Origin of the sequence: Mediterraneibacter gnavus ATCC 29149, assembly GCF_008121495.1 — a bacterium.
GTDB lineage: Bacteria > Bacillota > Clostridia > Lachnospirales > Lachnospiraceae > Mediterraneibacter > Mediterraneibacter gnavus.
The window spans coordinates 1117056-1131537 of sequence record NZ_CP043051.1 but is presented as its reverse complement, the minus strand read 5'-3'; the positions used below and the strand labels follow the sequence as shown (position 1 = coordinate 1131537).

15 protein-coding genes and 1 other annotated feature are annotated in these 14482 nt (G+C 39.5%); all 15 genes read left to right on the top strand.

Annotation, left to right across the window (positions count from 1 at the left end; translation table 11 throughout):
• The first annotated feature begins 34 nt into the window (after positions 1–34).
• The 15 genes from FXV78_RS05495 to FXV78_RS05425 all read left to right on the top strand — a co-directional run bounded on the left by FXV78_RS05495 (position 35) and on the right by FXV78_RS05425 (position 14469).
• Positions 35–679 (top strand): ECF transporter S component, encoded by a 645-nt coding sequence (locus FXV78_RS05495; RefSeq protein WP_004843985.1) that lies wholly within the window; start codon positions 35–37, stop codon positions 677–679.
• Positions 660–1502 (top strand): energy-coupling factor transporter transmembrane component T, encoded by an 843-nt coding sequence (locus FXV78_RS05490; protein ID WP_004843986.1) that lies wholly within the window; start codon positions 660–662, stop codon positions 1500–1502. Before FXV78_RS05495 ends, FXV78_RS05490 begins: the two co-directional genes overlap by 20 nt.
• A 15-nt stretch (positions 1503–1517) precedes the next feature.
• Positions 1518–2372, top strand: a complete 855-nt coding sequence (locus FXV78_RS05485; protein WP_004843987.1) for an energy-coupling factor ABC transporter ATP-binding protein — start codon at positions 1518–1520, stop codon at positions 2370–2372.
• A complete protein-coding gene (locus FXV78_RS05480; protein WP_004843988.1) occupies positions 2369–3178 on the top strand; it encodes an energy-coupling factor ABC transporter ATP-binding protein in 810 nt (269 codons plus the stop codon). The genes FXV78_RS05485 and FXV78_RS05480 overlap by 4 nt, the downstream gene beginning before the upstream one ends.
• A 1-nt stretch (position 3179) precedes the next feature.
• Entirely contained in the window at positions 3180–3881 is a 702-nt protein-coding gene (locus tag FXV78_RS05475) for a phosphoribosylanthranilate isomerase (RefSeq protein WP_039959970.1), read from the top strand.
• On the top strand, positions 3874–4851 hold the full coding sequence (locus FXV78_RS05470; RefSeq protein ID WP_004843990.1) for a carbohydrate kinase family protein: 978 nt from the start codon (positions 3874–3876) through the stop codon (positions 4849–4851). Before FXV78_RS05475 ends, FXV78_RS05470 begins: the two co-directional genes overlap by 8 nt.
• Positions 4848–5819: a nucleoside hydrolase gene (locus FXV78_RS05465; RefSeq protein ID WP_004843991.1), complete on the top strand. Its 972-nt coding sequence runs from the start codon at positions 4848–4850 to the stop codon at positions 5817–5819. The genes FXV78_RS05470 and FXV78_RS05465 overlap by 4 nt, the downstream gene beginning before the upstream one ends.
• 95 nt (positions 5820–5914) lie before the next feature.
• Positions 5915–6580, top strand: a complete 666-nt coding sequence (locus tag FXV78_RS05460; RefSeq protein WP_004843992.1) for an HAD family hydrolase — start codon at positions 5915–5917, stop codon at positions 6578–6580.
• 1 nt (position 6581) lies between these two features.
• A complete protein-coding gene (locus tag FXV78_RS05455) occupies positions 6582–7763 on the top strand; it encodes an iron-containing alcohol dehydrogenase (RefSeq protein WP_004843993.1) in 1182 nt (393 codons plus the stop codon).
• 185 nt (positions 7764–7948) lie between these two features.
• The gene (locus tag FXV78_RS05450; RefSeq protein ID WP_004843994.1) at positions 7949–8842 is read left to right on the top strand and encodes a ribokinase; all 894 of its coding nucleotides are present in this window, start codon (positions 7949–7951) and stop codon (positions 8840–8842) included.
• 26 nt (positions 8843–8868) lie between these two features.
• On the top strand, positions 8869–9792 hold the full coding sequence (gene rihC, locus FXV78_RS05445) for a ribonucleoside hydrolase RihC (RefSeq protein WP_004843995.1): 924 nt from the start codon (positions 8869–8871) through the stop codon (positions 9790–9792).
• A 41-nt stretch (positions 9793–9833) separates the two neighbouring features.
• A complete protein-coding gene (locus FXV78_RS05440) occupies positions 9834–11273 on the top strand; it encodes an MFS transporter (protein WP_004843996.1) in 1440 nt (479 codons plus the stop codon).
• Positions 11274–11429: 156 nt separating this feature from the next.
• Positions 11430–11674 (top strand) — a binding site (T-box leader).
• Positions 11675–11785: 111 nt separating this feature from the next.
• On the top strand, positions 11786–12796 hold the full coding sequence (locus tag FXV78_RS05435; protein WP_004843998.1) for an ABC transporter substrate-binding protein: 1011 nt from the start codon (positions 11786–11788) through the stop codon (positions 12794–12796).
• A gap of 25 nt (positions 12797–12821) precedes the next feature.
• Positions 12822–13703 carry an ABC transporter permease gene (locus FXV78_RS05430; RefSeq protein WP_004843999.1) on the top strand — a complete coding sequence of 294 codons (882 nt, stop codon included), beginning with the start codon at positions 12822–12824 and terminating at the stop codon, positions 13701–13703.
• Entirely contained in the window at positions 13696–14469 is a 774-nt protein-coding gene (locus FXV78_RS05425; protein WP_004844000.1) for an ABC transporter ATP-binding protein, read from the top strand. The genes FXV78_RS05430 and FXV78_RS05425 overlap by 8 nt, the downstream gene beginning before the upstream one ends.
• Positions 14470–14482: the final 13 nt, after the last annotated feature.

Here is a 14482-nt window from a genome sequence, read left to right as displayed (position 1 = left end):
TTTCGAAACTGACTAGAAGAAGGAGGGTAAGGGGATGACAAAGAAGAGAAATAAGATGACCTTTACAGAGGGAATGAAGGCGCAGTTTTCTACGAAATCAATTGTATTAATCCCGATAGCAGTAGGGATTAATCTGATTGGAGGAACTTTATGTTCCGCTTTAAAGCTCCCATTATTTTTGGATATGATAGGTACAATTGTGATTGCTTGTCTGTCAGGTCCATGGGTGTCGGCGCTTTGTGGTTTGTTGACAAATGTATTTTTAGCTCTGGTTGCAAATCCAGTTTATCTGCCATATTCCATTGTCAGTGTTTTATGTGGTCTTATAACGGGGTATATGGTGAAGGCCGGACTATTTAAAAGAATATGGGGAACTGTGTTAATTTGGATTGCATGCACACTTACTAATACGGTGTCAGCATCATTAATTACCATTTTTGTATATGGAGGGGCGACAGGAGTTACAGGTTCCTCTGTATTTACGGCAACTTTGATTGCAGCGACGAAAGATATTATGATGTCTGTATTTTCTTCTTCCTTTATTGAAAATTTAATAGATAAAGGGATTGCATTTTTCATTGCCTATATTATTGTACAGAAAATACCAAAAAGATTTTTAAGTCAGTATGCGGCAGATACAATGGAAGAAGATGATGAGGATGAAGACGAAGCTGAATAAAATAGGATGTTTTTTATTAGTGGAGGGAATCATGGTCAAAACATCAAATACATTTGTGGAAAAGCACACAGTGATTGAGAAATTAAATCCAATGACTAAAGTATTGGCAATTTTTTCTTTGGGGCTGGGAACATTGATTTTTCCTAACTCCTGGCTTGGACTTTTGGTAATTATAGGATTATTTATAGTAGCATATATTGCAAAAATCTTAAAAGAGTTTACAAAAGTAATGCTGGGATTTGGAATACCGATTACAGTAATGTTAATGTTTATTCAGGGCTTCTACAGTCCTAAAAATAAAACAATGATTGCAGACTTTGGATTTGCCAGTCTTGGTCTGGAAGGAGTTTTATATGCATTGAAAATTGTCAGTACATTATTAGTTTTTCTTGGTTCTTTTTATATTATGAATAAAACAACTTATACAGGGAAATTAGTTGCTGCATTAACAGAAACAGGGCTTCCACCAAAAGTTGGATATTTGATTCTTGCAAGTCTGAATGTTGTTCCTCAAATGCAAAGAAGAATGTCTGTCATTCAGGAAGCGCAGAATGCCAGAGGTGTAGAAACGGGTGGAGGAGTCATATCAAGAGTGAAAGCATACATTCCTTTGCTTGGGCCGGTGGTGATGTCTTCTTTAACAGATGCACAGGAAAGAGGGATGACTTTGGAAACACGTGGATTTGGAATTAAAGGTGTGAAACAGACAAGTTATGTAGAAGTTACAAAATCTAAACTGGATAAAGTATTACGCTCCTTACTGATTGTATTTTTTGTGTCAGTACTGCTTATCACAGTACTAATGAAAACAAATGTGATATAAAGGAAGGAGCTAAAAATGGGAGAAGTAGTATTAGAAGTCAGAGATTTTTCATTTAAATATCGACAGACCAAAAGAAAAGCTTTGAAAAAGATTAATTTTCAGGTGAAAAAGGGAGAATTTTTTTGTATTATCGGCGCAAATGGTGCTGGGAAGTCTACCTTGTGTAATTCATTGGTAGGATTGATTCCTCACTATTTTGTAGGAAAAATGTCAGGTGAAGTACTGGTATCTGGAGCAAGGGTTTCAGATAGTAGCATTTCGGATTTATCTGCTCAAATTGGCCTGGTTTTTCAGAATCCGTTTAATCAATTGTCATATACTGCTGGAACAGTGGCAGAAGAATTGGCATATGGACTCGGAAACAGGGGGATACCTAGAAGTGAGATGATACAGAAAGTAGAGTATGTTGCCAAAATAATGCGTATAGATCATATTCTTAACAAAAATCCGTTGGAGTTATCTGGTGGACAGGTACAAAGAGTAGCATTTGGTTCTACTTTTATTATGGAACCTCAAATTCTTGTCCTGGATGAATGTACCACTCAATTAGATCCACTGGGGAGTGAAGAGATTTTTGATATTGTTAAAAAACTTAACAGCGGCGGTATTACTGTAATCATGGTAGATCATGAGATGGAAAGAGTGGCGAAGTATGCAGATAGAGTTATGGTACTGGATAAAGGGCAGGTGATTGCAATTGATCACCCTGGCAAAATCTTTGGGGATCCTGATATCGTAAACTATCATATTGATGTACCAGACTACGTGAAAGTTATACAGGAACTTAAGAATAGGGGATATACAGACAGAGACATAGAGATTACAGAAGAACCAACAATCGCACTGGTAAGGGAGGCGCTTGGAAGATGAAAATAGAATTAAAGAAAATGCGCTATGTGTATCCTACAGGAGAAGAAGCATTAAAAGGGATTGATTTAACAATAGAAGGAACAGATCCAGTTGCGATTATTGGGCAAAATGGTGCCGGAAAAACAACAATAGTAAAACATTTTAATGGTATTTTAAGACCTGCCTCAGGAGATGTTTTCATTAATGGAGAAAATATTCAGAATCGCTCTACTGCTCAGTGGTCAAGAGAGGTGGGATATGTTTTTCAAAATCCGGATGATCAATTATTTTTGGAAACTGTGAGAAAAGAGTTTGAATTTGGACCACAACAGCTTGGAATATCAAAAAAAGAGATTAATGAGAGGATAAATTGGGTTGCTGATATCGTGGGGTTATCAGAGAAATTGGATACACATCCTTTCGATTTAACGTCTACGGAAAAAAAGTTTTGTACAATTGGCGCTGTAATCATGATGGATCCCAAGATTCTTATTTTTGATGAGCCAACTTGTGGGCAGGATGTAGAAGGAAACTCCAGGCTTCAGAGAATTATAGAAGAACTGAAAAGCAGGGAGAAACTCTGCATTACAATTTCACACGATATGAAATTTGTAGTAAGAAATTTTAAAAGAGTGATTGTAATGTGTAAGGGGAAAATTCTGTTGGATGGAAATGCGGAAGATGTATTTGCACAAACAGAACTGCTAAAACAAAGTTTTGTCACTCCTCCGCCAATCACAAGGATTGCACAGGGGGCAGGACTTAAAAAGACCGTTTTTACAACGGGAGCATTTATAAAAATTTTTGAAGAAGAAAGGAATTGTTAAAATGGCAGATGTAATTATTCAAATTTATGGAATCAGAACAACAGAGGATGCAAGAATGGTAGTTGAACAGGGAGCGCATCATATAGGAGTCTCCTATGGGAAAATCAAAAGAACTCCAGGGCAGCTTACATGTGAGCAGGCAAAACAGATTTTTGAGGGGGTACAGCCGGAAGCAGTAAAAATTGGTCTAACAGTATCAGAAGACATTGATGAAATTACGGAAAATTTAAAAGAAGTATTACCGGATGTTTTACACCTTTCAGGGGATATAGAGGGGATATCGCCATTGGAGGTACAAGAGCTGAAAAATAGATTTCCCGGACTTAAAATCATGCAGGCTATACCAGTATTATCAGGTGTGCCGCTGGAAGAACAAAAAATAATGCAGTATATCAAAGAGTATGAGCCAGTATCAGATTTCTTCCTGATTGATACAAAAGCTCCCATGGCAGGAGATATTGGTGCGACAGGATTGACACATGATCGGGAAATCGACAGGGTGATTGTAGAAAGTACAAAGGTGCCATGCATTATAGCAGGTGGTCTGGATGCGGATAATGTAGCGGAAGCAATTCATGTCACACATCCTTATGGTGTTGATTCATTTAGTTTAACCAATTATGATGATGAGCGTGCAGATACTCTTCATTGCAAAGATCCGGCTAAAGTAAAGGCGTTTATAGAGGCTTCACAGAATGCATAATGTAATTGTAATTGGTGATGCCAATGTAGACATTATTGTGCCGTACCCAAGATTTTTAAATAAGGAGCGAACATTAGTGGATTATCCAACGCCAGAATTACAGGGAGGCGGAACATCTGCCAATACAGCTGTAGCCCTTGCAAAATTGGGGGTTGGAGTAAGCTTTTGGGGAACAGTAGGGGAAGACCAGTATGGGCGGTACATAAAAAAGGATTTAAAAAGTGAAGGCGTGAATATAGCTGACATGATTACTGAGCCGGAGTTAAATACAGTTGGTGTATTTGCGTTTATCGATGAGAATGGGGAGAGATATCTCTGGGGTTGGCCGAGAACAGCACAATCCTTTAAAGTCCTTGATGAAACAAAAATACCATTCGAAAAAATTTACAAAGCAGATTGGGTGCATTCATCGGGAATGTGCTTAGCGTATGAGAGCTCAGCCCGGAGCACAATCATAAAAATATTTAAGGCAGCGTATGAGTCAGGAATACCGACTTCTTTCGATTTGAATTTGAGGGTGGATAATGGAGCGTTGGATCCAGAATATGAAAAGGCTGTACGTGAGATTATCAAATACACAACATATTTGTTAGGTTCAGGAACTGACGAGTTTATTTGGCTAGGTGAAGAAAAAGACTGGAGAAAAAATGCGCTTAAGTTTGTTTCTGATACAAGGACGGTAATTGTGCGTAATGGAAAAGATGGATCGTACGGCTTTTCAATAAATGAAGAGGAGAAAGCAGCAGCATTTAACGTTAAAGTCGAGGATACAGTTGGAGCAGGAGATGTTTATAATGCAGGATTTATCAGTGCACGGCTGAATGGGCAATCGCTAAAAGAGAGCTTGATTTTAGGAAATGCCGTTTCTGGATATACGGTAAGCAGAAAAGGGGCACGAAGCAGCCCTGATCAAACAGAACTAAAAAGATTTTTAAGAGTACACCAGGCAGAAGTGGAGGAGAGAAGATGAGGAAAGTAATTTTAGATTGCGATCCAGGGCATGATGATGCATTTGCAATGATGTTGGCAGTGCAGCATTTAGATGTATTGGGAATAACAACGATTGGCGGGAATTGTACATTGGAGAATGTTACAAGAAATGCGCTGAAGGTGCTGGAAGTTCTTGGGAGAACCGATATTCCGGTATTTTCAGGTCACTCCTGTCCGACAACAGTTCCGCTTGTAACGGCACCGCAGTTTCATGGAGAAACCGGACTGGATGGACCGGTACTGCCAGAGCCGACAATAAAAGCGCAAAGTAAGCATGCTGTAGATTTTATCGTAGAAACTGTGATGAATACAGAAGATGTAACATTGATTGCAACAGGGCCGTTGACAAATATTGCAGCAGCGATTAATCGTGAACCCCAAATTGTAGAACGAGTAAAAGAATTGAGTATTATGGGTGGTTCTGTGACTTTTGGAAACTGGACACCGGCTGCAGAGTTTAACATTTATGTGGATCCAGAAGCGGCATACCGTGTATTTAATTCTGGATTACACATAAAGATGTCTGGAATCAATTTAACAAGACAGTGTTGTCTGACAGCAGAGCATGTAGCTGAATTTCGTAAAATTGGTACAAAGGCGGCGAATTTCGCAGCAGATCTTACAGAATTCTTCATTGACACAACGATTAAAAGTGCTTCTCTTTCAGGGGCAAATATGCATGATGCTTGTGCAGTTGCCTGGTTGATCAATCCTGATTTAATAAAATCAGCAGAAATGCATATCGATATTGAGTTGAAAGGAGAATTGACAAGGGGGATGACAGTGTGTGATTACAGACATCTTCGAGGTGTGGAACCAGCAGTGGATTTATACAGGGAACCACAGATGGAGTTTCGAGGCAAACAGCCAAATGCAGAAGCAGCACTGGAACTGGATTTTCCGGGATTTATGAATTTGTTGTATAAGACATTAGCGGAATATAGATAGGATGGTATAAGGGCACAAAGCGGTTATAATACTCACTTAACAGGAGTGTGACCGCTTTTTACTTTAGACTTATCAGGAAAGTTGGGAGAAACAGAATGAAATATAGAATACGATTATGGGATTTTGATGGAACTTTGGCTGATACAGGAAGAGATGTCTGGAATTCTATTCAATATGCAGCAAAGAAATGTGGCGGTGAGATTGACAGAGATTATATGAAAAATGACAGTAATTTGGGAAAACCGCTGGCAGAAATTTTTGAGAAAGTGATGCCGTATCCGGGGAAGCAGAAATTTGGGCAATTTGAACAGTTGGTAAGAATACATTACAGAGAAATAAGTATGTACGAGGAGACCTATTTATATCATGGAATTGCAGAGATTCTGGAGAGTGCAGAAGTGGAGGATGCAGCAGATTACGTGATTACGATGAAACCAAAGTCGGCATTAGAACGGATTTTGGAAACAAAAGGGTGGAGTAATCTGTTCACGGATTGTCTGTCTCCAGATTCTTTTGACGGGAAAGAGAAAAAGAAAAGTGAGTTAATTTCTTATATCCTAGAAAAAACAGGATGTAAACCAGAAGAAACAGTTTATATAGGAGATACTTGGAGTGATGTAATAGCAGCAAGAGAAAATAATATCGACTGCATTGGAGTTACATATGGAGATGGAGATACAGGAGAATTATTAGCGGAAAATCCACGGTTTTGTGTGGATTCTGTTTGTGAGCTTAAAAAAATATTAGAGGAAGGTGCATAAAATGCTTCAGGATTTTAACATTTGTATTCAAACGCAGTTTGTATTTGGGAAAAATGCGCAGAATCAGATAGGATCTGAATTGAAGAAAAGAGGAGTAAAGAGGGTACTAATTCATCATGACAATGGCGAGTTTTTATATGCAACAGGATTGTTAGAAAGTATTAGTAGAAATTTAGAAAAAGAGGGGATATCTTGGGTAGAACTAGGAGGTGTGTTGCCAAATCCAAGACTATCCCTTGTGTATGAAGGTATTGAGATTGCAAAGAAAGAAGATGTAGATTTTGTAATTGCAATAGGCGGAGGAAGTGTAATAGATTCAGCGAAGGCAATTGGATTGGGAGCTGTTATCAAAGGTGATGTATGGGACTTTTTTACAGGAGCTGCAGTTCCGGAATCCTCTCTTCCTGTTGGCGTAATCCTGACCTGTCCTGCTACGGGAAGCGAATCCAGCGCTGTTACAGTTGTAAATAATACAGAAGAGGGGAAGAAACTACTTGTGAGTCATCCGCTTGTAAGACCGGTTATTGCATTTATGAATCCGGAACTTACTTGTTCTTTATCTCGTTTTCTTACATCATGTGGTGTGATAGACATGTTTTCTCATGTATGTGAACGATACTTTACTCCGGATGATGAAATAGGGGTAATTGACAGAATGAGTGAAGGCATTCTAAAAACTTTAGTAGATCTAGGACCTCGTGTATTAAAAGAACCGAGGAATTATTCTTATAGAGCAGAGATTATGTGGATTGGTACTATTGCCCATAATAATACAGTTGGTGTAGGAAGAGTCCAGGACTGGGCAACCCATGAGATAGGAAATGAGTTGAGTGCGCTTTATGATACTCCTCATGGGGCTACACTGTCTATTATTATGGGCTCATGGATGCGTTATGTGTATAAAAATAAGCCTGAACGGTTTGCGCGATATGCACAAGAGGTATTTGGGGTAAAATGGGAGCCGGAAAATACAATAGAGGCGGCGTACCAAGGAATTCTGAGAACAGAAGACTTCTTTAAACATATGGGGATGCCTGTATCTTTTCATGACTTTAAGATTCCTACGGACGGGACAGAAGAAATGTTGAATCGAATTGCATTTAGTCAGGAAGATCATTGTATTGGGGGGATCATGCGGTTGAATAGAGAAGACTGTCAGAAAATCTATCAAATGGCATTTTAAGAAAATGATGGAAGGGATATCTTTTGAAGAAAAGATATCTCTTTTGTTATATTGAACAAAAAAAGAAGAGCAAAATTGTATAAAACGACGTATATTACAAAAAATGTTGACACAAGTATAAAAAAATGATAAATTTTATTTAAGAAAATAGTTTCGGAAAATAATTTCCTAAAAAGGGGTAAGTTATGAAAGTTCTTAATTTTGGTTCATTAAATATTGATTATGTTTATAGTGTTGAAGATTTTGTAAAAAAAGGAGAAACCATTTCATCCAATAAACTGAATGTTTTTAGTGGAGGAAAAGGGCTGAATCAGTCAATATCTCTTTCTAAAGCAGGAGTGAATGTTTGTCATGCAGGAATGATTGGACATGATGGAACGTTTTTGGAAAAAACATTAAAGCAATCGGGAGTTGATATAAAATATCTGAAAAAATCGGAATCTGTGCGAACAGGAAATGCAATCATACAGAATAACAGGCAGGGTGATAATTGTATTATATTGTACGGCGGTGCAAATCAAGAGATAACAAAGGGATTTGTGGATACAGTGTTACGGGAGTTTGCATCAGAAGATTGGCTAGTATTACAAAATGAAATAAATGAAATTCCTTATATTGTTGAGCAGGCCCATAAAAAAGGGATGAAAATAATCTTAAATCCATCACCGATGAATAAGCGTATTTTTGAGATTAATCTAAATTACATAGATTGCTTTATTTTAAATGAAATAGAAGCACAAGAGCTTACAAAGACAAGTTCAGATCAGGAGATATTAAAGCAGGAACTGGTGAAGAGATTTCCGAATGCAGAAATAGTGCTGACACTTGGAGAACAAGGGGCTATGTATCTGAAAGGTGACAGATGCATATTCCAGAGAGCTTATCGAGTAGAAGCAGTTGATACAACGGCGGCCGGAGATACATTTACAGGATATTATCTGGCGGGAAGAATTCAGCAGATGCCAGTGGAAAAAGCGCTGGATATGGCTGCAAAAGCATCTGCAATTGCGGTTTCAAGAAAAGGAGCAGCACCGTCAATTCCAAGTAGAGATGAGGTGACGCAATACCAACAATTGTAAAAATCTAATATTAGGAGGAGAATATCGTGAAGAAAAGAAATTTGATTATTGACACAGATCCAGGAATTGATGATGCGGCAGCAATCACAATTCTATTATCGGAACCATCGTTGGATGTCAAATTGATTGCAAGTGTGTCAGGAAATGTTGGAATCGAGCATACAACCAATAATGCATTGAAACTTTTGACATTTTTAAACAAGAAAATTCCAGTTGCAAAGGGAGCGGCAGCCCCATTAATGAGAGAGAATCGTTTTGCAACAAATGCACATGGAAAATCGGGAATGGGAGGATTTGAGTTTCCGGAATTTGGAACAGAGCTTCTTTTAAAAGAAAATGCTGTAATGAATGAATATTATACGTTGCTGAATTCCGATGAAAAAGTAACAATATTGACATTGGGACCATTGACAAATATTGCGCTTTTGATTGCTACTTTTCCGGAAATTAAAGAAAAAATCGATGAAATTATTATGATGGGAGGCTCAACAGAAAGAGGAAATATAGGTATTTATGGTGAGTTTAATGTCATGATTGATCCAGAAGCAGCAAAAATGGTTTTTGGATCAGGTATACCGATTACGATGGTAGGGCTTGACATAGGCAGAAAAGCACGATTGACTGTTGAAGATCTTGAAACCCTTGAAAAGAGTGGAGAAGCTGGAAATATGGTAAGTTCGCTGTTTCGCTCCTATGATGGAGGACATATTGAGGAAGGAATTAAGATGTATGATCCATCAGCGGCAATGTACCTTATGGAGCCAGAGTTATTTGAAGTAAAAGATGCTTTTATTGATGTTGAAATTTCAAGCCCTCTTACGATTGGCGCAACAGTGGTTGATTATGATGGTACATTGTGTGCTCAAAAGAATGCAAAGGTTTGTGTAGATGTAGATGTCGAGCGCTTCCGCAGACGTTATGTACAGAGGGTGGCAGAGGTTAAATGTTAGTAAATAAAAAAGTAAAAATAGTGAAAGGTATGGTATGAGTAATGGCTAGTACAAATGAGACAAAAGTAACTGGAATTCCAGTTCCGGCAGAGGGAACTCCGGAATTTGAAAAAATGAATCGCATGGCAAGAAGGGCGATTCCATTAGTTCTGATTATATTTATTTTTGGTATTCTGGAACAGCAGGCGTTTGGAATGATTTTCGTAAATATCGGTCAGCAGTTGGGAACTCCGGAATTGGCATCACTAATCACATCACTCCCGGGGATTGCATTGGGGATTGTGTGTGTTATTTATGGGTCACTTGGAGACTTTGTTTCTCTAAAAAAGATGACATTGCTTGGAGTTATTGTATTTGTGATTGGTTCAGTGATCGGATTCGTGTGTGGTGGAATGAGCATTTGGTTTGTTGTAATTGCACGTATGCTTCAGTCAATTGGTGGTCAGGTAGCGGGTTCTGTATTTTTAGTACTTGTATCTAAGTATGTATCTCAGAGAGAACGTGTTGTTTATTATGGTATTTTCGTAGCGGTTTTCAGATTTTCAGCAGCTCTTGGTGTTGTGGCAGCTGGGTATATCACAAAACTGGACTGGCGGTGGATGTTTGCAATTCCAATCATCTCCGTTTTATTCATTCCGGCATTGGTTAAGAACTTACCGGATGAACATGCGAAAGGCGCTCAGATTGATGGATGGGGATTTACCCTGATAGGTGCTTTTGCAGGTGCGGTTACAATGTTCTTTACGGATATGAATTTACTGTGGTCAGTAGCATCTATTGTAACTTTGGTAGCATTTATTGTTTATATTAATAAAGCAAAAGATCCATTTATTACACCTGCATTTTTCAAAAATCCTGCATTTGTAGCAACAATGGTTGTAATCTTTGTTGGATATTTCTTTAGTTATACACTGAATGCAGGAGTAAATGCAATTGGGTTGGATGTATTTGGACTTGATTCAGCACAGGTTTCCAATTTGCTGGTATGGTCAATCTTATTGGCAGCTGTTTTGGGATTTGTATGTGGACCGGTTGTAAAGAAAATTGGACGTTCAGCAGCGATTATTATGGCATTGCTGACGATGGGATTAGGATTGATTGCAGTGGCATTTGCAATTCCGCACGGAAGCATCGCAGCACTTGCAGTTGCACCTTGTTTATATTACTATGGAACATCCTTCTTCTATTCACCGATCGTTGATACTGCAACATTAACTGTGACTCCAGAAGAATCAGGACGTGTTTTGGGAGCAAATGATTTGATCCAGGCAATTACTGGGTCTGTAGGAGTTGCAATTTTTGGTCAGATGATGTCAGCAGGAGTGATGTCTGGCGGAAGTATTGCAGGAACAGAGGCAGGTGCAGCATCTACATATGCAAATGTATTTCTTATTGGTGGTGTGATTGTACTTTCAGCGCTGGTAATCTTTATTCTGACAAAGAAAATGATATATAGTCGTTCAAGAAAAGATGGTGAATAATTGAAAACTTTGACAGAAATATAATCATATAAAAAGGTTGTGGAAATATCAGAAAAATACCGTAAGCAATAGCTTTAAATTCACCAAATCACCACTTTACCTTAAAAAAGTACTTGACAAATCCTAAATAGGACATTACAATTAAAAACATCAAAAGCAAAACCGATGAGAAAGAAGAGTAGGTTTTAAAAGAGATCACAGAGAGCAGCAGGCGGTGAGATTGCTGTATGGATTTTAATTCTGAATGGACTTTCGAGGGCGGCCTGAAATGAAAAGAGTAGGCGTCGTCGGGAACCGAACCCGTTATCAATCAGGAGCGTATGTCAGTACGTGAGAAAGTGGACATTTGTCAATTTGAGTGGTACCGCGATAATGAATTTGTATTTATTACCGTCTCAAGCATATAGCTTGGGGCGGTTTTTTTATACGATCATTGCAGAGCATCCACCCTGTATCCACATGATCGGCTCCTTTGCTTTTGGAATATAGTAATAGAAAAGGAGAACCAAATTATGAAAAAGAGAGTATTCGCAGTTATTTTAGGAAGTGTAATGGCAGTCAGCCTGATGGCATGTGGAACAAAGGAAAATGAGACAAAAGATGGTACCAAAACATATACAGTAGGGATTTCCCAGTTTGCAGAGCATGCCTCTTTGGACAACTGCAGGGAGGGATTTATTGAAGGACTCAAAGAAGCCGGATTTGAGGAAGGAAAGAATCTTACGATCAAAGAGGAGAATGCGGCGGCCGATCAGGGAACAGCAAAGCAGATCAGTGATGGATTTGTTTCAGACGATGTGGATCTGATCTGTGGAATCGCCACTCCAAGCGTGCAGGCGGCATACAATTCAGCAATGAATACAGAGATTCCGGTAATCTATACAGCAGTGACAGATCCAAAAGCAGCAAAGCTTGCAAATGACGATGGAGCTCCGGTGGGAGAGGTCACAGGAACCAGTGATGAGCTTCCGATCAAAGAGCAGCTGGAGATGATCCGCGAGATGCTGCCGGATGCAGAGAAGATCGGGATCCTCTATACAACAAGTGAAGTGAACTCTGTATCAGCAATTGAGAAATATGAAGAGCTGGCAGGAGATTACGGATTTACGATTGTGAAAAAAGGTGTGACGCAGACAGCAGATATTTCGCTGGCAACAGAAGAGATTTTATCCGAGGTGGACTGTCTGACAAATCTGACGGACAATACGGTTGTAAATTCTCTGGCAACGATTCTTGACAAAGCCAATGAAAAGAAAATCCCGGTGTTTGGAAGCGAGATTGAACAGGTGAAACTGGGATGTCTGGCAGCAGAGGGGTTGGATTATGTGGCGCTTGGAAAACAGACCGGAAAGATGGCAGCAGAGATTTTAAAAGGAGAGAAGACGGCGTCTGAGATGAACTATGAGACGATTTCTGAACCTGGACTTTATATCAATACAATGGCAGCAGAAGAACTGGGAGTTACGGTAGACGAGACACTGCTTGAAGGTGCAGCGGAAACGTTTGACAGTATTTCAAAGTAAAAAGTAGAAACGGAGAGGAATTGAGATGGACATTTTTGTAACGATTTTGGAACAGGGACTGATTTACGGAATCCTTGCTCTTGGAGTTTATATCACATATAAAATTCTGGATTTTCCGGATCTGACAGTGGATGGAAGTTTTCCGCTGGGGGCTGCAGTGACGGCGACAATGATCACACAGGGAGTGAATCCGTACCTGACCATACCGGTCTCTTTTCTGGCAGGAGCAGCAGCCGGAATCTGTACAGGATTGATCCATGTCAAAGGAAAGGTCAGGGATCTCCTCTCTGGTATCATTATGATGACTGCGCTGTGGACGATCAATCTCAGGATTGCAGGGAAAGCAAATGTTCCGATTTTTGGAGAAGAGAATATTTTCGACAATGAGACAATGAATGGGATTTTCTCAGGCGGGGCAGCGAAATATAAAGTTCTTGCAGTAGTACTTATTCTTGCAGTGATCGTGAAAATAATTCTGGATCTGTATCTGCAGACAAAATCCGGATTTCTTCTGAGGGCTGTGGGAGATAATGCAAATCTTGTGACTTCCCTTGCAAAGGATCAGGGAAATGTAAAGATTTTAGGACTGGCGATCGCCAACGGAATGGTTGCTATGGCAGGCGGAATTTTCTGTCAGGAGCAGAGAGTATTTGAGATTTCCAGCGGTACAGGAGCTATCGTGATCGGGCTGGCAAGCGTGATCATCGGAACCAGCCTGTTTAAGAATCTGACATTTTTGAAAGCAACCACAGCAGTTCTGATCGGTTCTGTCGTTTACAAAGCCTGCGTGGCAGTTGCTTTGAAGTTTTTTGAACCACAGGATATGAAGCTGATCACAGCGGTATTATTCCTCGCGATCTTACTCATTGGAATGGAACGGAAAAAGAAGGTGAAGACAAATGCTTGAGTTAAAACATATTCATAAATATTATAATCCAGGAACAGTCAATGAAATGTGTCTGTTTGAAGATTTTAATCTGACAGTAGAACAGGGAGATTTTGTTTCTGTGGTAGGAAGCAACGGCTCCGGAAAGACTTCCATGCTTAATATCCTGTGCGGCAGTATTCCGGTAGAAGCAGGACAGATTCTGATGCATGGGGAAGATATTTCCCGCATGAAAGAGTATAAAAGAAACCGGAAGATCGGAAGAGTGTATCAGAATCCGGCGCTTGGAACCTGTCCTTCCATGACAATTCTGGAAAATATGTCTCTTGCAGACAACAAAGGCAGTTTTTACGGATTGAGAAAAGGAATTAATAAAAACAGAAAGTCTCATTATCAGGAGCTATTAAGCCAGTTGAATCTGGGACTGGAAAATAAGCTGAATGTAAAAGTCGGTTCTCTCTCCGGCGGGCAGCGTCAGGCAATGGCACTTCTGATGTCAACCATGACACCGATCGATTTTCTGATCCTGGATGAGCACACAGCGGCGCTGGATCCAAAGACGGCAGATCTGATCATGGAACTGACAGATAAGATCGTGAAACAGAAAAACCTGACAACGATCATGGTGACACATAATCTCCGCTATGCAGTAGAATATGGAAACAGACTGTTGATGATGCATCAGGGGGAAGCAGTGATGGATCTGTCAGCAAAAGAAAAACAGGAATTGAAAGTAGAAGATATTTTGGAAAAATTCAATGCAATCAGTATTGAATGTGGAAATTAAGAGAAAGATAGCA

Bases quoted from the DNA above. Each gene is read 5' to 3' on its own strand.
- FXV78_RS05495 (WP_004843985.1), top strand. From the start codon at position 35: ATGACAAAGAAGAGAAATAAGATGACCTTTACAGAGGGAATGAAGGCG.
- FXV78_RS05490 (WP_004843986.1), top strand. From the start codon at position 660: ATGAAGACGAAGCTGAATAAAATAGGATGTTTTTTATTAGTGGAGGGA.
- FXV78_RS05485 (WP_004843987.1), top strand. From the start codon at position 1,518: ATGGGAGAAGTAGTATTAGAAGTCAGAGATTTTTCATTTAAATATCGA.
- FXV78_RS05480 (WP_004843988.1), top strand. From the start codon at position 2,369: ATGAAAATAGAATTAAAGAAAATGCGCTATGTGTATCCTACAGGAGAA.
- FXV78_RS05475 (WP_039959970.1), top strand. From the start codon at position 3,180: ATGGCAGATGTAATTATTCAAATTTATGGAATCAGAACAACAGAGGAT.
- FXV78_RS05470 (WP_004843990.1), top strand. From the start codon at position 3,874: ATGCATAATGTAATTGTAATTGGTGATGCCAATGTAGACATTATTGTG.
- FXV78_RS05465 (WP_004843991.1), top strand. From the start codon at position 4,848: ATGAGGAAAGTAATTTTAGATTGCGATCCAGGGCATGATGATGCATTT.
- FXV78_RS05460 (WP_004843992.1), top strand. From the start codon at position 5,915: ATGAAATATAGAATACGATTATGGGATTTTGATGGAACTTTGGCTGAT.
- FXV78_RS05455 (WP_004843993.1), top strand. From the start codon at position 6,582: ATGCTTCAGGATTTTAACATTTGTATTCAAACGCAGTTTGTATTTGGG.
- FXV78_RS05450 (WP_004843994.1), top strand. From the start codon at position 7,949: ATGAAAGTTCTTAATTTTGGTTCATTAAATATTGATTATGTTTATAGT.
- FXV78_RS05440 (WP_004843996.1), top strand. From the start codon at position 9,834: ATGGCTAGTACAAATGAGACAAAAGTAACTGGAATTCCAGTTCCGGCA.
- FXV78_RS05435 (WP_004843998.1), top strand. From the start codon at position 11,786: ATGAAAAAGAGAGTATTCGCAGTTATTTTAGGAAGTGTAATGGCAGTC.
- FXV78_RS05430 (WP_004843999.1), top strand. From the start codon at position 12,822: ATGGACATTTTTGTAACGATTTTGGAACAGGGACTGATTTACGGAATC.
- FXV78_RS05425 (WP_004844000.1), top strand. From the start codon at position 13,696: ATGCTTGAGTTAAAACATATTCATAAATATTATAATCCAGGAACAGTC.